This window comes from Halomonas sp. H33-56 (assembly GCF_040147035.1).
Taxonomy (GTDB): domain Bacteria; phylum Pseudomonadota; class Gammaproteobacteria; order Pseudomonadales; family Halomonadaceae; genus Halomonas; species Halomonas litopenaei.
In genome coordinates this window covers 3,581,001-3,597,613 of record NZ_JAMSHP010000001.1, presented here as the reverse complement: position 1 = coordinate 3,597,613, position 16,613 = coordinate 3,581,001, and the positions used below count along the sequence as shown (strand labels likewise).

Annotated in this window: 15 protein-coding genes; 8 read left to right on the top strand and 7 right to left on the bottom strand. The window is 64.4% G+C overall.

The window, feature by feature from the left end:
• Positions 1-128 precede the first annotated feature (128 nt).
• The 5 genes from NFH98_RS15340 to NFH98_RS15320 form a co-directional block, all read right to left on the bottom strand.
• Complete coding sequence (locus NFH98_RS15340) at positions 129-836, bottom strand: response regulator (protein WP_045994066.1); 708 nt, start codon at positions 834-836, stop codon at positions 129-131.
• The gene (locus NFH98_RS15335) at positions 833-2,272 is read right to left on the bottom strand and encodes an ATP-binding protein (protein ID WP_045994065.1); all 1,440 of its coding nucleotides are present in this window, start codon (positions 2,270-2,272) and stop codon (positions 833-835) included. Before NFH98_RS15335 ends, NFH98_RS15340 begins: the two co-directional genes overlap by 4 nt.
• 148 nt (positions 2,273-2,420) lie before the next feature.
• Positions 2,421-3,548: a LacI family DNA-binding transcriptional regulator gene (locus NFH98_RS15330; RefSeq protein ID WP_348814725.1), complete on the bottom strand. Its 1,128-nt coding sequence runs from the start codon at positions 3,546-3,548 to the stop codon at positions 2,421-2,423.
• A gap of 182 nt (positions 3,549-3,730) precedes the next feature.
• Positions 3,731-4,657, bottom strand: a complete 927-nt coding sequence (locus NFH98_RS15325; RefSeq protein WP_222515956.1) for a LysO family transporter — start codon at positions 4,655-4,657, stop codon at positions 3,731-3,733.
• A 348-nt stretch (positions 4,658-5,005) separates the two neighbouring features.
• Positions 5,006-5,695: a hypothetical protein gene (locus NFH98_RS15320; protein WP_045992038.1), complete on the bottom strand. Its 690-nt coding sequence runs from the start codon at positions 5,693-5,695 to the stop codon at positions 5,006-5,008.
• A gap of 175 nt (positions 5,696-5,870) precedes the next feature.
• Between NFH98_RS15320 and NFH98_RS15315 the strand changes: the two genes are divergently transcribed.
• The 5 genes from NFH98_RS15315 (at position 5,871) to yghU (ending at position 10,479) form a co-directional block, all read left to right on the top strand.
• Positions 5,871-6,428: a DJ-1/PfpI family protein gene (locus NFH98_RS15315; RefSeq protein WP_222515955.1), complete on the top strand. Its 558-nt coding sequence runs from the start codon at positions 5,871-5,873 to the stop codon at positions 6,426-6,428.
• Between the two features lie 138 nt (positions 6,429-6,566).
• Positions 6,567-7,151, top strand: coding sequence for a TetR/AcrR family transcriptional regulator (locus NFH98_RS15310; protein WP_108132469.1), 585 nt, complete (start codon positions 6,567-6,569; stop codon positions 7,149-7,151).
• 285 nt (positions 7,152-7,436) lie between these two features.
• Positions 7,437-8,543 (top strand): alkene reductase, encoded by a 1,107-nt coding sequence (locus NFH98_RS15305; RefSeq protein WP_222515954.1) that lies wholly within the window; start codon positions 7,437-7,439, stop codon positions 8,541-8,543.
• A gap of 123 nt (positions 8,544-8,666) precedes the next feature.
• Positions 8,667-9,425: an SDR family oxidoreductase gene (locus tag NFH98_RS15300; protein ID WP_045992034.1), complete on the top strand. Its 759-nt coding sequence runs from the start codon at positions 8,667-8,669 to the stop codon at positions 9,423-9,425.
• Positions 9,426-9,603: 178 nt separating this feature from the next.
• Positions 9,604-10,479: a glutathione-dependent disulfide-bond oxidoreductase gene (gene yghU, locus NFH98_RS15295; RefSeq protein ID WP_045992033.1), complete on the top strand. Its 876-nt coding sequence runs from the start codon at positions 9,604-9,606 to the stop codon at positions 10,477-10,479.
• Between the two features lie 165 nt (positions 10,480-10,644).
• Here the strand turns inward: yghU and NFH98_RS15290 are convergent, their stop codons facing one another.
• Positions 10,645-11,589, bottom strand: coding sequence for a 2-hydroxyacid dehydrogenase (locus tag NFH98_RS15290; protein ID WP_045992032.1), 945 nt, complete (start codon positions 11,587-11,589; stop codon positions 10,645-10,647).
• A gap of 31 nt (positions 11,590-11,620) precedes the next feature.
• Complete coding sequence (gene ehuR, locus NFH98_RS15285; protein ID WP_045992031.1) at positions 11,621-13,027, bottom strand: MocR-like ectoine utilization transcription factor EhuR; 1,407 nt, start codon at positions 13,025-13,027, stop codon at positions 11,621-11,623.
• A gap of 210 nt (positions 13,028-13,237) precedes the next feature.
• On the opposite strand from ehuR, the gene doeA reads away from it, so the two are divergent.
• The 3 genes from doeA (at position 13,238) to NFH98_RS15270 (ending at position 16,367) form a co-directional block, all read left to right on the top strand.
• Positions 13,238-14,437, top strand: coding sequence for an ectoine hydrolase DoeA (gene doeA, locus NFH98_RS15280; RefSeq protein ID WP_045992030.1), 1,200 nt, complete (start codon positions 13,238-13,240; stop codon positions 14,435-14,437).
• A 316-nt stretch (positions 14,438-14,753) separates the two neighbouring features.
• Positions 14,754-15,767: a N(2)-acetyl-L-2,4-diaminobutanoate deacetylase DoeB gene (gene doeB / locus NFH98_RS15275; RefSeq protein ID WP_108132473.1), complete on the top strand. Its 1,014-nt coding sequence runs from the start codon at positions 14,754-14,756 to the stop codon at positions 15,765-15,767.
• Between the two features lie 114 nt (positions 15,768-15,881).
• Positions 15,882-16,367: an Lrp/AsnC family transcriptional regulator gene (locus tag NFH98_RS15270; RefSeq protein WP_045992028.1), complete on the top strand. Its 486-nt coding sequence runs from the start codon at positions 15,882-15,884 to the stop codon at positions 16,365-16,367.
• The last annotated feature ends 246 nt before the right edge of the window (positions 16,368-16,613 follow it).

Sequence of the window (16,613 nt, the reverse complement as noted above, 5' to 3'; positions counted from 1 at the left end):
GTCTCCTTTTCGATGCATAAGACTCGGGGCATCAAGCAGAAAAAGGGAAAGGCAGCGCGGCCGGACGATGTCCAGCCGCCGAGGGACTGCTGCCGGGGGACGGCTGCCATCAGAGGCAGCCCCGGGGATCACTCTTCCGGCTGGTACTTGTAACCGACGCCGTAGACGGAGCGGATGATTTCTCGCTCGGGCCAGATATCGGCGATCTTCTTGCGCAGCTTCTTGATATGGCTGTCCACGGTGCGCTCGGAGACGATGCGGTGGTCGCGGTACATGTGATCCATCAACTGCTCGCGGGCGAAGATTCGACCCGGCGAGTGCATCATCACCTTGAGCAGCTGGAATTCCACCGCGGTGAGGCCCAGGTCCTGTCCGTCGGCCAGGGCGCGCCAGCCGCTTTCGTCCAGCACCAGGTCGTGATTGGCTTCACTGTCCTGCTGGTGTGCCTGGCTGCGGCGCAGCACGGCCTTGACCCGGGCGACCACCTCGCGCGGGCTGAACGGCTTGCAGATGTAGTCGTCGGCACCCAGTTCGAGGCCCAGCAGGCGGTCGACCTCCTCGACTCGGGCGGTCAGCATCACCACCGCGATATCGGGCCAGCGCTGACGGATCTCGCGGCACAGGGTCAGGCCGTCGGTGCCAGGCAGCATCAGGTCCAGCAGTACCAGGCTGGGGCGCGACTCGGCCTCGCTGAGGTAGCCGACCACCTGGTCGCCGTGGTCGATATGGTGGGTGGCGTAGCCGCTGCCCTCCAGGTAGTCCGCCACCAGACGGGCGATCTTGGGTTCGTCCTCGACGATCAGGATGTCGTCGAGACTGGCGTCGGTGTCGTTCATTCATCGTCCTCGTGCTGCTGATGGTCCGGCAGGGCCGGAAAACGCAGGGTCCAGCATAACCCGCCAAGCTCGGAAGGGGAGGGGCGCATGTCGGTGTCGTGGGCGCGGGCCAGGGCGGTGGCGATGGACAGCCCCAGGCCGCTGCCGCCGCTTGAACGGTTGCGCGAGCCTTCCACCCGGTAGAGGCGTTCGGTCAGCCGCGGCAGTTCGTTGACCGGCACCCCGGGGGCGCTATCTTCCCAGCGCAGCACCCAGTCGTCGGCCTCACGCCGCAGCGATACCTTGAGTCGCCCCGGCGCCTGGGTGTAGGCGCAGGTATTGTCGATCAGGTTGTTCCATAGCTGGCGCAGGCGCTGCAGGTCGCCGCGAATCCACGCCGGGCCCTGAATATCGTGCTCGAGGGTCAGGCCATGATCGGCAAGCCAGCCCTCGGCTTCGTCCAGCCGGGTGGCCAGTTGCTCGCCCAGGTCCAGCGGTGCGAGCTGGACTTCCAGCGCGCCGGCGTCGCTCTGGGACAGCAGGCGCAGGTCGGCGACCAGGCGCTCTAGCTGGCCGACCTCCTGGGACAGCGAGCGCAGGTTGTCCTGGTCGAGGGCGCGAATGCCGTCCTGCATCGCTTCGATCTCGCCGCGCAGCACCGCCAGTGGGGTACGCAGCTCATGGGCGATGTCGGAAACCCAGCGGGTACGTGCCTCGCGGCTGGCTTCCAGGGTTTCCGCCAGCACATTGAAGTCGTGGGACAGGCTGGACAGCTCGTCGCGACCGCGCTCCGGCAGGCGGATGCTGTAGTCGCCCTCGGTCAGCCGGCGGGTGGCCAGTGCCATGCCGCGGGCGCGTCGGCCCATCCACCAGGACAGGGCGGCGGCCAGCAGCAGCGAGGTCAGCGCCAGGGCGATGACGATGATGGTCAGGTTGCGTTGCTGCTGGGCCAGAAACAGCCGGTCCATGCGTGCCATTAACTGCTCCGGCGGGCGATAGCCCAGGGTGCCGACCTGGCGGCCCGCGCTCATCACCGGCAGCCAGCGCAGTTCGGCGGCCATGTCGTCCTTGTCCGGGGGCAGGCCGATCACCGGCAGGCCGCTTTCGTCATGGAGCACGAAGTCCCTGGGGTCGCCCAGGTCGCCTTCGATGCTCATCGGCGGCAGGTTGTCGCCGGGCCAAAGCTGGCGGCGTACCAGGTGGTGCCAGGCGCGCGGCGACTGGCGCAGCCACTGCCAGTTCTGGCGTCGCGCCCAGGCCTCGCCGAGGCCTTCCGCCAGGGTCTCGGCGCGCTGGGTCTGGGAGCGGTCGAGGTACTCGATGAAGCCCTGGTCGAGGCTGCGCGAAATCGCCACGAACACCAGCCCGGCGATGGCCACATTGACCACCAGGATGATGACGAAGAGCTTCAGACCCAGACGTGAGAAGGCCGGGCGAAACAGGCGTTTCGCGGACATGCGACGATTCCTTGACCGAAATGGCGAAAAAGATGAACACAGCATGCCATCGTCGGCGCCAAAAAGGCGCCAATAACGGTGAAACCTTTGTGCAGCCTTCGCCGACGGATGAGTCGAGCGTTCACCTCAGTCCGTAGCGGTCATACCGTCAGGGACAGCTTTCCCCGATCAGCAGTCGCGTTCCCAATAGGCGGTTCTCGGCGGGTTCCAGACACAGCACCATGCGCGCGGCGACGCGCCCCTTCTCGATGCTGTCCTGGCGCACGGTGGTCAGTCGTGGGGCTCGGTACTGGCCTTCTTCGATACCGTCGAAGCCGGTCAGGCGCAGGTCCTCGGGGACGCGGATGCCACGCTGTTCGGCCAGGGTCAGGACGGTCAGGGCGATGCGGTCGGACATGCACAAAAGCAGATCCGGGCGCTGTTCTGCCGGCAGGTCGAGGATCTTCTCGATCACCGGGGCGCAGACCGCGTGGGTGTTCTCGTCGATGTTCCACACCGGGACGCCGCTGGGGTCGATGTCGTGTTCGTCCAGGGCGCGGTGGAAACCGTCCAGGCGCGAGCGGGTGATGGTGCGATGGGCATCGAGGCAGCGATGCTCGGCACTCACCGGGCCATTATAGGATTCATCGATCAAGCGCAGACTGAGGATGCCGACCCGCCGTGGACGTTTTTTCAGTGCGTGGCAGGCGATGGCGTAGCAGGCCGGTTCGTTGTCGATATGGACGGTGGGGCGGGCATCGATATGGAAATCCACCCCGACCAGTGGACGCTGGGCCGGCAGCTCGTTGATCAGCCGATCCCCGGGCATCAGACCATAGACGACAAAGCCGTCGGCCATGCTGGCGGAGCCCGGGTGACAGAGTGCGTCGGCGTGACGGGGAGATTCGGGCTGACGTCCCGACAGCAGCAGCAGGGTGTGCCCGTGGGCGTCGAGCACCTCGGTGATGCCGGTCAGAAGCTCGCTTGAAACCGCGTCGTTGAGGCTGTAGGTCAGTGTCTCTGCCAGCACCACCGCGACGATGCGGGACTGCCCGGTGCGCAGGCTGCGGGCCCTGGCGTCGGGGCCGCGGTAGCCCAGGCGTCGGGCCTCCTCGAGGATGTGCTCTCGCAGGGCGCGAGACAACTGATCGGGGCGATTGAAGGCGTTGGAGACGGTGGCCGTAGAGACCCCAAGTCGCTGGGCCAGATTCTTCAGGGTGATGGGGCGGTCCTCAGGATTCACCACGGGCTTGTCTTCCTTGCTGCGTGCACTCGACAGCATAAAGCGCTGGGCCACCGGGCGTCACGGCTTGGCAGCACAACCGGGCATCTTATTCCAGCATCACAGCGCTACCGAAAAGCGCTGAATGAGTGGTTGTCGTGACCCGGCATCAGAGTGCTTCCATAAAGCGCTGAATGAGTGGTTGTCGTGACCCGGCATCATAGTGCGACCAAATGAGTGGTTGTCGTGATCCGGCATCATAGTGCGACCAGAAACAGAATGAGTGGTGGTGACAGCAGCGACAGGATAAAGCCGCTGACCACGGCGATGGGCACGCAGCGCACGCCACCGTGTTGCTGGATCACCGGCAGGGTGAAGTCCATCGATGTGGCGCCGCCATAGCCGATTGCCAGGGGCGCGTAGCGTCGCATGACCAGCGGAATCAGCACGAAGGCCAGCAGTTCCCGGGTCAGGTCGTTGAAGAAGGCGACGCCGCCCAGGGCCGGCCCCAGGTGTTCGCCGATCAGAATACCGGACAGCGAGTACCAGCCGAAGCCCGAGGCCATGGCCAGGCCCTCGTTCCAGGCGAGCCCGAGCATCGGTGCCGCGGCGAGTCCACCGATCAGCGAGCTTGCCGCCAGGGTCATGGCGATGAACAGGCCATGACGATTTAGCAGGATCTGTTTGAGCGGCATGCCGGAGTTGCGCAGCTGGCAGCCGATCAGCGTCAGCAGTACGTAGAGCACCCATTCTGCCAGGTGTTCCGCCAGCTCGAAGGGCGTCGTCCCCCAGCGTCCCACCAGCATCAGCCCGATGACCAGCCCTGCGATCACCACCCCGACCAGTGACAACGAACCCGCCATGGCCGCCAGCTTGCTGGTCGGGGCGCCGTCGATCACGCGTTTTTCGCCAAGGTCCAGGCGCAGTCGACGCGACAGCCACCACAGGGCGGCCAGGTTGAAGGCTGAGATGACCACGAACAGCAACAGCGCCTGGCCGCCCATGCGCGACAGCTGAGTGCCCAGGTCGGGCAGGCCCGCCAGGCTCACCCCCATCAACAGCAGGATCAGGTAGATCGATGCGCTGACGCCGCGATTGATCCAGGCCATGACGCTTGCGCGGCGTACCGGTACCAGATAGCCCAGCACCAGCGGCAGCAGCACGATCAACAGACCGGTGAACATGAACGAACTTCCTTGCTCGATGGAGGCGGTGCGTGTCGGTCAGGCACCGCATCGATGAGTTGCTGCGCTCGTGAGCCCGTCCGTCGAGGATGAGCAGGACAAATCGGTGGTCAACGGCGCGACCAAAAGCGCAATACTCTATGCAAGTTTCACAAGGGAGAAAAGACGACCAAAGCGTCAGTGGTCGGCAAGATCGGCGCCATACCCCGGACGTCGACAAGGCATCCTGGCAACGAGCCGTCGGCCTCGGCGGGGCGGAAGGCCGGATGGTGGTGAGGCAGGGCGGCTGAACAAGCCCCTGACCAAGCGCGCAAAAAGGCGCCCGAGGAAGGGAGAGACGGAGCAGCTTCAGTTGTTGGAAGTGGTCAAGGAGGTCAGGCTCAGCCGACTGACCCGCTCGCCGCGTTTGATGTAGTCCACCCCCAGCAGCAGGCCGGGCAGGTCCGGGTGGAAGGCCACGACCATGTGGCGGTCGTCCTTGCCGGGCTCGACCAGGCGGACCCGCAGGGCGTCCACCATGCGCCCGTTCACGTCGATGGCGGCGGTGGGCAGAGGGCTTGCGACCAGTGTCTCGATGTCGCCCTTGTGATCGAGATAGTGAATCTCGCAGCCGCTGGCGCAGCGCTCTCGCTGGACGCTACGTGACAGATCCACCAGTGCGGTCTGACGGTCGGGGTGACGCAGTAGCTGACGGTTGTCCAGTCGGTAGCTCTTGCCGATGCCCAGCAGACGATAGCCACTGGAATAGCCCAGCGCACGCAAGCCGTCGCCGTTCTCGGCGAAGCGCGCGGTTTCCTGACCTTCGGCGATGGCCACCTGGGCGCGCATGTCGCTGCGCCAGTGATCGCCTTCGCGGTACACCCGATGATGCACGGTGGCATCGGGCCAGCCGTCCACCGACAGGTGGTAGCGGGCATCGAAGCTGGCCATCGATGCGGCTTGTGCTGCAAACGGCAGCAAGAACAGTAGCCATAGCAGCCCCGCCGCGAGGCGCGGGCGAAGAGACGGCGAGCGGTAGGCGATGGAGTTGCTGGGCATAGTAGCGTCCGCTGCTTGAGTGGCATATGGAAACGAGCTGTCACCTTGGGAGGCCGGTGCGGCCTGAAGGTTCCCCGGCGGGCTGGCAGAAGCGCGGTCCAGTGGTTACGCTGCATTACAGCATGGTCGCCATCATGACCCTGCGCCGCCCCTCAATGACCAAGGAGTTTGCCACATGGCACGTTTGCTGCTGCTCGCGGGAGATTTTGTCGAGGACTACGAAATCATGGTGCCCTTCCAGGCGCTGCAGGCCATGGGGCATCGTGTCGATGCGGTGTGCCCCGACAAGAAGGAAGGCGACAAGGTCAAGACCGCCATCCATGACTTCGAGGGCGACCAGACCTACACCGAAAAGGCCGGGCATCTGTTCGCGCTCAACGAGACCTTCGCCGACATCACTCTGGCCGACTACGACGCCCTGGTCATCCCCGGTGGGCGAGCGCCGGAGTACCTGCGCCTGGACGAGCGCGTGCTGGAAGTGGTGCGCCACTTCGTCGACAGCGAGAAGCCGGTGGCCGCTGTCTGCCACGGCGCCCAGCTTCTGGCGGCGGCGGTGTCACTGTCAGGACATCGTATCTCGGCCTATCCCGCCTGCGCCCCCGAGGTACGCCTGGCGGGTGGCAAATTCGTCGACATCGAAGTCACCGACGCCATCACCTGCGGCAAGTTCGTGACCGCGCCAGCCTGGCCCGCGCACCCGGAGTGGCTGCGCCAGCTCAACGAATTGCTGTAGGCCCGCCAGTCCGGCCCCTTCTGGCCTGGGTACAGGCCCAGGCCAGGAGTGAGGCCAGATCCCTTGGAAACCCAACCGTTGGGCTCTTGGCAGAAAGCCACTTGACGACGACTAGACGACTGGTCTAGTGTCTGGGGCATGACAACCAAGGCTCCCACACGTGACCTGTTGATACAGGTCGGCATGAACACCTTTGCCGAGCACGGCTATACGGCGACGGGCATCAATACGGTGCTCAAGGCTGCTGGCGTGCCCAAGGGTTCCTTCTACCACTATTTCTCCAGCAAGGAGGCCTTCGGCCTTGCCGTGGTCGAGGTGTTCGCCGAAGACTACGACGAGCGCTTCCAGGCGCTGCTGGTGAATTCCCACGACGCCCCCGTTGCGCGCCTGCGCCACTATTTTGAAGACGTGCGCCAGGCGATGGCCGAGTGCGGCCACACCCGGGGTTGCCTGATCGGTACCCTCGGCCAGGAAATGTCATCCCAGAGCGATTGCCTGCGCGATGCCCTAGACGCCATCTTCAAGCGCTGGGAAGGCTACTTCACCAGCTGCCTCAAGGAAGGCCAGGCCGACGGCAGCGTGCGTGACGACATCACGCCCCAGGCCATGGCGGCCTTTATTCTGGCGGGCTGGCAGGGGGCGCTGCTGCGCTCCAAGATGGCCAGAACCTGTGAGCCACTGACCGAATTCGAGAATACGTTACTGGCCTGTATCAAACGCTAACGCATCGAGGTGAAGGCGTGGCAGGGTGGGTCCTCGATTCCCCTGCCGTTTTCTTGGTCCTAAGTAATAATAGACTGGTCTATAAAAGCCTCTATTTTTGTACAAAACTGCTTGATATGTGATGCATGAGTTGTACGGTAAGTGCTGAACATTCGCTAAAACGTTAGTCGAACACCTTGGGCAGCCGTTGGCGACGAGCCAACGAAGCGCCAGCCACCGTGCAGCCGTGCATCCTCGCTGAGGCCGCAGCGCCTCGTGGTATCAGCTTCACGACAGGAGATTTCCATGAGCGAGCAAGATCCCCTCTATACCCCGCAGGTCCTCGGTGACATCACCTTGCCAAACCGAGTGCTGATGTCGCCGCTGACCCGTTCTCGCGCGGCCCAACCGGGGGACGTGCCCCAGGCGATGAATGTCGAGTACTACCGTCAGCGGGCCGGCGCGGGCCTGATCCTGAGCGAGGCCACCCAGATCTCGCCCCAGGGCAAGGGTTACGCCTTTACCCCGGGCATCCATAGCCAGGAGCAGATCGCTGGCTGGCGCCGTGTCACCGACGCCGTGCATGACGCCGGCGGTCGTATGCACGCCCAGCTATGGCACGTGGGAAGAATCTCGCATCCGGAGCTGCAGCCCGGTGGCGCCGACCCGGTGGCGCCCTCGGCGATTAAGCCTGAAGGCGCCAAGACCTTCATCAGCGCCGAGTCCGGCATGGTGGAAGTGCCGACCCCGCGTGCGCTCGACACCGACGAGCTTCCAGGCATCGTCGAGCAGTACCGCCAGGCGGCGATCAACGCCCGCGAAGCCGGTTTCGACGGCGTCGAGGTGCACGCCGCCAACGGCTACCTGCTCGATCAGTTCATCAAGTCCGACAGCAACGCGCGCACCGATGCCTACGGTGGCAGCCTGGAAAACCGCCTGCGACTGCCTCTCGAAGTGGTGCGTGCGGTGGTCGACGTCTGGGGCAAGGGCCGTGTCGGGGTGCGCATCAGTCCCACCGGCAGCTTCAACGATGTCCACGACCAGAAGCCCGAGGAGACCTTCCCGGCCTTCGCCGCCGCGCTCGACGAGATCGGCATCGCCTACCTCGAGGTCGTGGAAGATTCCTTCCAGGGCAACCACGAGAATGGTCGCCCCGAGTCGATCATCAGCGCCATCCGCGAGCGCTTCAGCGGTGTCTATATCGCCAATGGCGCCTACAGCGCGGAGGAAGCGCGTGAGCGCATCGCCGCCGGCAAGACCGATCTGGTGACCTTCGGGCGTCCCTTTATCGCCAATCCGGACCTGCCGGAGCGCTTTCGTCGCGGAGCAGAGCTCAATGAGCCGGACTACGACACCTTCTACGGCGGCGATGAAAAGGGATATACCGACTACCCGTTTCTCGAAGACCGCTAGCGCTTGAAGTTCGCTGGCGCGATGACATCTTTTTCTCGATGACGGCCAAGCGGTTCGCCGTCTTGCCAACGTCATCGATCTGGAACATTTCAAGGGGCCTTGGAGGCCCGACAGGAGGACCGCATGGACGTGAACAACCTGAACACCGACGGTATCAAGGACAAGGTCGTGATCATCACCGGTGCCAGCAGTGGGCTGGGTGAGGCCACCGCCAAGCGCCTGGCCAAGGGCGGTGCCCGCCTGGTGCTGGGCGCGCGTCGCGAGGACCGCCTCAAGGCACTGTGCGACGACATCAAGGCAGACGGTGGCCAGGCCGTCTACCGTGTCACCGACGTGACCAGCCGTGAGCAGGTCGAGGCCCTGGCCAAGCTTGCCCGCGACGAATTCGGGCGCATCGACGTGCTGGTCAACAACGCCGGGCTGATGCCGCTTTCGCCGTTGGACAAGCTCAAGGTCGACGAGTGGGAGCAGATGGTCGACGTCAACATCAAGGGCGTGCTCTACGGTATCGCCGCGGTGCTGCCGACCATGCGCGAACAGCACGAAGGCCACGTGATCAACCTGTCCTCGGTCGCCGGGCATGTGGTGTTCCCCGCCGCGTCGGTCTATTGCGCGACCAAGTTCGCGGTCAAGGCGCTGACCGAGGGCCTGCGTCAGGAATCCAATGGCGAGATTCGCGCGACCAATATCTCTCCTGGCGCGATCGACACCGAATTGACTCGGACGATCAGCGATGATGAGACCGCCGAGGGGGTCAACGAGCTCTACACCCTGGCCATCGATGCCGATGCAGTGGCGCGGGCGATCGCCTTTGCGGTAGAGCAGCCGGGGGACGTCGACGTCAACGAACTGATCCTGCGCCCCACTCGCCAGGAGCTGTAAGGGCTGGCGTTCGACTGGCGTCGCCGTCCCGGGAGACGCCAGTCCGGCCGCGGCGCAATACGCCAGGTCGCTCCAAGGTGCTTCGTCTGACGCTATTTTTCGCTAGGCTTGTGTATCTTTACTGCATCAATGAGCCCGGCGGTGCCGGGTGGTGCCCCACTCAACGAGAAGGAACATCATGAGCAACGATGCCGAGTATCAGCCGCCGAAGGTGTGGAAGTGGGAAGGTGAGAGTGGCGGCCATTTCGCCAGCATCAACCGTCCCATCGCCGGTGCGACCCACGACAAGGCGCTGCCGGTGGGCAAGCATCCGCTACAGCTCTACTCCCTGGCCACGCCCAACGGGGTCAAGGTCAATATCCTGCTCGAGGAACTGCTGGCGCAGGGCCACGATCAGGCCGAGTACGACGCCTGGCTGATCCGTATCGGCGAGGGCGACCAGTTCTCCAGCGGCTTCGTCGAGATCAACCCCAACTCCAAGATTCCGGCCCTGGTGGACCACACCACCACGCCGCCGACCCGGGTCTTCGAGTCGGGTTCGATCCTGCTCTATCTGGCCGAGAAGTTCGGCGCCTTCCTGCCGACCGAGCACAAGGCGCGTACCGAAGCGATGAGCTGGCTGTTCTGGCAGATGGGCTCGGCCCCCTACCTGGGCGGTGGTTTCGGCCACTTCTACGCCTACGCGCCGGAAAAGTACGAGTACCCGATCAACCGCTTCGCCATGGAGGCCAAGCGCCAGCTCGACGTGCTCGACCGGCATCTGGCCGAGCACGAGTACCTGGCCGGTGACGAGTACAGCATCGCCGACATGGCGACCTTCGCCTGGTACGGCCAGCTCGCCCTGGGGCGTCTGTACGACGCGGCGGAGTTCCTGTCCGTGCACGAGTACGAGCACGTCCAGCGCTGGGCCAAGGCCATCGATGCTCGCTCGGCGGTACAGCGTGGACGCATGGTCAACCGCACCTTCGGTGAGCCCGAAGAGCAGCTCCACGAGCGTCACGACGCCAGCGATTTCGAACTGCGTACCCAGGACAAGATCGGCGACGACGCTTGATCCTTTGAACGACAATCTGTCGTTTCAGCACCGACAAGGGCGCCTCCGAGGAGGCGCCCTTTTTTTGTGAATCAATCTGGGGCTTGATCCGGGTCGGGCCTGGAACGCGAGACGATTGCCGCCTCGTTCCTTACCGGCCCTCGCTGGCACTTGCCGGCTCCTGGGTCAGTAGCCCGCGTCGGGGTCGACGGTCTCGATGTCCTCGCCCTTGTCCAGGGCGTCGAGGCTTGCGGCGACCTGATCGAGCGCTTCGCTCAAGGGTGTCGGTCCTGCCATGTGAGGGGTGACGATGACCCGCGGGTGGCGCCACAGCGGGCTGGATTCCGGCAGCGGCTCTGTCGGGAAGGCATCGAGCAGCGCGCCCCGGAGGCGACCTTCCTGGCGCTGGTTCTTGTCGCCCAGCGCTGCGAGCAGGGCGTCCTCGTCGATCAGGGTGCCGCGCCCGGGGTTGATCAGGCTGGCCCCCTCGCGCATCTTGCCGAGTGTCTCGGCGTTGATGATATGGCGGGTCGAGGAGGTATCGGGCAGCAGCAGCACCAAGGTCTTCACCCGCGACAGGAGCCGGTCGAGCCCTTCGTCACCGCTCAGACATTCGATGCCGTCGATATCCTTGTGCGAGCGACTCCAGCCGAGCACCGGGAAGCCATCGGCGGCGATGGCCCGGGCCACCTTGGCGCCGATGGCGCCGAGGCCGAGCACGCCCACCGGCCAGTCCGGCTTGTCGATCACCTCGTGCTCACGCCACTCGCACTGCTGCTGCTGGCGGGCGTAGCGGTCGAAGTCGCGCTGGAAGTGGAAAAGACCGTAACGCACGTAATCGGCGATCAGCTCGGCCATGCCGGCGTCACGCAACTTGACGATGGGAACGTCGCGAGGCAGGGCCGGGTTGCCGAGCAGGGCGTCGACGCCGGCCCCCAGGTTGACGATGCCCTTGAGTCCGGTGCACTCCCGCAGCAGCGTCTCGTCTGGCTTCCAGGCCGCCAGAAAGTCCGCCTGGGCGCGCTGTTCGCGGTCGGCCTCCTGACTCTTCCAGATGGTGGCCTGGGGCAGCCGCTCGCTTAGCGCCTGCTGCCACTGGCCGGCCTGGTCGGTGTGTACGATCACCTTCATGACAATTCCGCTCCGGTCGAATGAATGGGGTTCAGTAGACAATCTGCATCATGGGCGGCGGAGCGTCATCCAGCAGGCTGGCAAGGCGCTTGAGGCCGTCCTCGAGACGTTCGATCTCGGGCTCCGCGCCGAGGCTCAGGCGCACTCGGCGTGGCGCCGGACTCTGTTCGACCATGAAGGGGGTCGCTGTGGTGATGGCCACCCCTTCCTGTTCGGCCAGCTGCTGGAGTTCCTCGGCCCGCCAGCTACCCGGCAGCGACAGCCAGACGTGCAGGCTGGTGGGGCGGGAGGCCCTGCCATGGCTGTGCAGGATGCGTGCGGCGAGCTGCTGGCGCTCTGCCAGCAGTTCGCGTTGCTGCTGAGCCATGCGCTCGATGGTGCCGTCCTCCAGCCATAGATTGGCGACCTCGAAGCATAGCGGTGTGGCCATCCAGGAGGTCGCCCGCAGGCGGGGCAGGGTGTGGTGCAGCTGACTGCGTGGCACCGTCAGATAGCCGGCGCGAAGCCCGGGCAGGGTGGCCTTGGTCAGACTGGTGACGTGGAACGCATGGGAAGGGATGCGCGCGCTGATCGGCATCAGCGGCTCGGGCTCGAGCAGGGTGTGGACGTCATCCTCGATCAGCCACACCCCGTGGCGCTCCAGAATGGCGGCGATCTCGTCGCGGCGCCTCTCGTCCAGGGTGGCCCCGGTGGGATTGAGCTGGCACGAGGTCAGGCACACGGCGCGCGGTTTGAAGCGATGACAGGCGGCGTCGAGGGCGTCGGGTACGATGCCCTGGCTATCGATGGTGACGCCACGCAGCTGGAAGCCCAGGGTGCGAGACAGGGCGATCAGGCCATGGTCGGTCAGTGCCTCGGTCAGGACCAGGTCGCCGTGCTGTACCACGCTGGAAATCGCCAGCATGATGCCGTGGGCGCCACCGTTGGTCAGGATGCGGTCGTCCGCTTCACCGGGCATGCCCAGGCGCTCGTTCAGCCACCAGCTGGCGCGTTCGCGCTGATGGGGCAGGCCGGCGATCGGCCGGCAGGCGGTGAAGACGTCGGGATGTGCGCTGTCGGCCAGCGTTCTCAGGGCATCGCGAAAGTGCTGGTCATGGCTTGGGGGACAGACCGGATGGGCGATCGACAGGTCGATCACCGCCTGTTCGGTTCGCGGCTCGCCGGCCCTCAGGTAGGCGGATTCGCGGTTGTCATCGAGGGCGTTGATCCAGGTGCCGCTGCCGACCCTGGCCTGCACCAGGCCCATCTTTTCTGCCTGTGAATAGGCCCGTGACACCGTCTGGACGCTGACGCCTATGTGCTCCGCCAACTGTCGATGGGGCGGCAGCCGGGTGCCTGGCGTAAGCTCACCGGAACGGATCGCGCGAGAAAGTGCCCGCGCAATCGCAAGATACTTGGGTTGGCTATCGTCCAGATATGGCAGCAGGTCAATTGTCATGATCCAATAAAGCCTTTGACCGGTAGCTTATTCGTAGTGCTAGTATCAGCAAGACGGCATTGATCAGTCATTGTCATGACGTTGTTAAGAGCTTCTCATGACAATTGTGACCTGTCAGCACGCTACAGGGGATGCAATGTCGCTTCAAGGGCGCGCCGGACTCCAATGAGTCCGGTTTTTCGGTGATGACACTGTGTGGCGAGTGGTTTCATGATTCAGGTATCCCTGCCGTTCACTCGTGAGGAATACGCTCAGCGCCTGCGAAAGGTGCGTGCCGAGATGGCCATGCGAGGCATCGATGTGCTGATTGTCAGCGATCCCTCCAATATGGCCTGGCTGACCGGCTATGACGGCTGGTCGTTCTATGTCCATCAGTGCGTACTGGTGGGGCTCGAAGGCGAGCCCGTGTGGTACGGACGACGTCAGGACAGCAATGGTGCCCTGCGTACCTGCTGGATGGACCCTGACAATATCACCTACTACCCCGACTACTATGTCCAGAATCCCGAGATGCATCCGATGGAGTATCTGGCACAGTCGATCATGCCGGATCGCGGCTGGTGCGAAGGGGTCGTGGGCATGGAGATGGACAACTACTACTTCTCCGCCAAGGCCTACCAGAGCCTGATCAAGGAGATGCCCCACGCGCGCTTCCAGGATGCCAACGCGCTGGTCAACTGGTGCCGGGCGATCAAGTCACCGCGTGAAATCGAGTACATGCGCATCGCCGCGCGTATCGTCGAGGGCATGCACTCGCGCATCCTCGAGATGATCGAGCCGGGCCTTGCCAAGTCCAAGCTGGTCTCCGAGATCTATCGGGTCGGCATCGAGGGCTGGACCGACAGCGAAGGGCGCGTCTACGGTGGCGACTATCCCGCCATCGTGCCGCTGCTGCCCACCGGCAGCGACGCAGCTGCCCCCCACCTGACCTGGGACGACACGCCGTTTCGCGAAGGCGAGGGCACCTTCTTCGAGATCGCCGGCTGCTACAAGCGCTACCACTGCCCGTTGTCGCGCACGGTGTTTCTCGGCAAGCCGCCGCGGGATTTCGTGCGTGGCGAGTCGGCACTGCTCGAAGGCATCGAGAAAGGCCTGGCCGTGGCCAAGCCGGGCAACCGGACCGCGGACATCGCCCTGGCGCTCGGCGCGGCCATGGACAAGTACGGCTTCGACCGAGGCGGTGCGCGCTGTGGTTATCCCATCGGCATCAGCTACCCGCCGGACTGGGGCGAGCGCACCATGAGTCTGCGTCCGTCTGACGAGACCATCCTGCAACCGGGCATGACCTTCCACTTCATGCCCGGGATGTGGATGGACGACTGGGGGCTCGAGATCACCGAGAGCATCCTGATCACCGAAAATGGCGCCGAGCCGCTGGCGGAGTTTCCGCGACAGCTGTTCGTCAAGTAGGCCGGGGGCGGCTGAGCAGGGCTTGTCGATCAGGCCCTGTTGACTAGCCCTCTGTGATCGGCCCGGTGTGATCGGCCCTGTTGATTAGGCGCTGTCCGAAAAGTCGACGAGCGAAGGTTAGACAAGGCAAAAATCGGTGAGAAAGCGCAGTTTACGGGGTGTAAATGAGCATTTTGATCCGATTTTTAACGCCGTATTACCGAGCGCAGGCACTTTTCAGACAAGCCCTAGCCTTCTGTGATCGGCCCTCGGCGACCGACGTCGCCCATCACCACTACAATCCAATCTGACCGTTGTCCCTGTTTCTGGAGTCACCATGAGCAAGCGCAAGAGCCCCATCTCCGCCACCGTCGACTTCGACGCCCAGGGTGTGCAGCACGGCTTTCTGAAACTGCCCATTTCCAACGACGAGTCCGCCTGGGGCGCGGTGATGATCCCGGTGACCGTGATCGCCAACGGCGAAGGCCCCACCGCCCTGCTGACCGGTGGCAATCACGGCGACGAGTACGAGGGCATCACCGCGCTGCAAAAGCTCTCGACCTCGCTCAAGGCCGAAGACGTCAAGGGACGGGTGATCATCGTACCGATGATGAACACCCCGGCGGCCCAGGTCGGCCGTCGCACCTCGCCGATGGACGGTGGCAACCTGAACCGCAGCTTCCCCGGTGACCCGGACGGCAGCGTGACCGAGAAGATCGCCGACTACTTCACCCGGGAGATGGTGCCCATGGCCGACGTGGTGCTGGACCTGCACTCCGGCGGCCGCACCCTGGACATCATTCCCTTCGGTGCCTCCCACGTGCTCGACAACCCCGAACAGCAGCGTCAGGCGCTGGAAGGGGCCAAGGCCTTCGGCGCGCCCTATGCGATGATGATGTTCGAGCTGGACGCCGCGGCGCTGTTCGATACCGTGGTGGAGAACCAGGGCAAGATCTTCATCGCCACCGAACTCGGGGGCGGCGGCACCTCCACGCCGGAGAGCCTGGCCATCACCGAGCGCGGCATCGACAATGTGCTGATCCATTTCGGGCTCAAGGACGGCGAGGTGGCCATGCCCGAGACCCAGGTCTATCTCGATATGCCGGATGCCAGCTGCTATGTGCAAAGCGAGCACACCGGGCTTCTGGAGTTGACCCACGCCCTCGGCGACAGTATTGCCAAGGGCGACGTGATCGCCCGGGTCTACGACATGACCCGCAGCGGCGCCGAGCCGATCGAGTACCGTGCCGAGCGTGATGGTATCCTGGCGGCTCGACGCTTCCCCGCCCAGGTGAACATGGGCGACACCATCGCCGTCATCGCCGAGGTGGTCGAGACCCTGGGCGACTGAACGGGCCAGGGCTCGGGATACCGTCTTGCCCGAGCCCGCCCGCCGTTTCTCGTCATCAGCGCCCCGCCGAGAGCCTCTCGCGGGGCGGTCCCGTTCAACCACACAAGCCCGGCCATGAAACTCGACCGCTACGACCTCAAGATCCTCTCCATCCTGTCCCGCGACGGCCGCATCACCAAGTCCCGCCTGGCCGAGGCCATCAACCTGTCGGTGAGCCCCTGCTGGGAGCGCGTCCGCCGCCTCGAGAAGGCCGGCATCATCGAAGGCTACTGCGCCCGGATCAACGCAAGCGCCCTGGTCCGGCGTACCCCGGTGTGGGTTCAGATCGAACTCAAGGCCCACAATGCCGAAAGCTTCCAGCGTTTCGAGTCGCTGGTGCATGCCACCGACGCGGTCACCGAGTGCGTGGCGGTGGGCGGCGGAGTCGACTATCTGATCAAGGTCGAGTCCGAGACCATCGACGCCTACCAGCGCTTGATCGACGACTGGCTGACCTCGGATGTCGGCATCGAGCGTTACTTCACCTATATCGTCACCAAGACGGTCAAGGCTCCTCGCGAGGGAGTCGATATCGACGAGCTGGCCAACGGGGCGCTCTGAGCGCCATCGGCACAGGCCCGGAAGTTCTTGTCGGCTTGCAGGTTTTTGCTAAAACAGGCGTTGCAGAAAAAACCGCGTTTTCACGGTTCTGGACAAAAAAAACGCCATCGACAGACGGGCGCTTCAAAAAGTCCGACCCTGGCTTCTCCCTTACCATGACGGCAGTACATGGCGCTGGCCATGACGTCGTTTTCGTGTTCCGCACCCCCTGACCTTGCGGCGGGACACACTTGGGGAGGTAGTGTC

Excerpts from the sequence above, each read along its gene's own strand:
- NFH98_RS15340 (WP_045994066.1), bottom strand. The coding sequence starts at position 836 with ATGAACGACACCGACGCCAGTCTCGACGACATCCTGATCGTCGAGGAC.
- NFH98_RS15335 (WP_045994065.1), bottom strand. The coding sequence starts at position 2,272 with ATGTCCGCGAAACGCCTGTTTCGCCCGGCCTTCTCACGTCTGGGTCTG.
- NFH98_RS15325 (WP_222515956.1), bottom strand. The coding sequence starts at position 4,657 with ATGTTCACCGGTCTGTTGATCGTGCTGCTGCCGCTGGTGCTGGGCTAT.
- NFH98_RS15320 (WP_045992038.1), bottom strand. The coding sequence starts at position 5,695 with ATGCCCAGCAACTCCATCGCCTACCGCTCGCCGTCTCTTCGCCCGCGC.
- NFH98_RS15315 (WP_222515955.1), top strand. The coding sequence starts at position 5,871 with ATGGCACGTTTGCTGCTGCTCGCGGGAGATTTTGTCGAGGACTACGAA.
- NFH98_RS15310 (WP_108132469.1), top strand. The coding sequence starts at position 6,567 with ATGACAACCAAGGCTCCCACACGTGACCTGTTGATACAGGTCGGCATG.
- NFH98_RS15305 (WP_222515954.1), top strand. The coding sequence starts at position 7,437 with ATGAGCGAGCAAGATCCCCTCTATACCCCGCAGGTCCTCGGTGACATC.
- NFH98_RS15300 (WP_045992034.1), top strand. The coding sequence starts at position 8,667 with ATGGACGTGAACAACCTGAACACCGACGGTATCAAGGACAAGGTCGTG.
- yghU (WP_045992033.1), top strand. The coding sequence starts at position 9,604 with ATGAGCAACGATGCCGAGTATCAGCCGCCGAAGGTGTGGAAGTGGGAA.
- NFH98_RS15290 (WP_045992032.1), bottom strand. The coding sequence starts at position 11,589 with ATGAAGGTGATCGTACACACCGACCAGGCCGGCCAGTGGCAGCAGGCG.
- ehuR (WP_045992031.1), bottom strand. The coding sequence starts at position 13,027 with ATGACAATTGACCTGCTGCCATATCTGGACGATAGCCAACCCAAGTAT.
- doeA (WP_045992030.1), top strand. The coding sequence starts at position 13,238 with ATGATTCAGGTATCCCTGCCGTTCACTCGTGAGGAATACGCTCAGCGC.
- doeB (WP_108132473.1), top strand. The coding sequence starts at position 14,754 with ATGAGCAAGCGCAAGAGCCCCATCTCCGCCACCGTCGACTTCGACGCC.
- NFH98_RS15270 (WP_045992028.1), top strand. The coding sequence starts at position 15,882 with ATGAAACTCGACCGCTACGACCTCAAGATCCTCTCCATCCTGTCCCGC.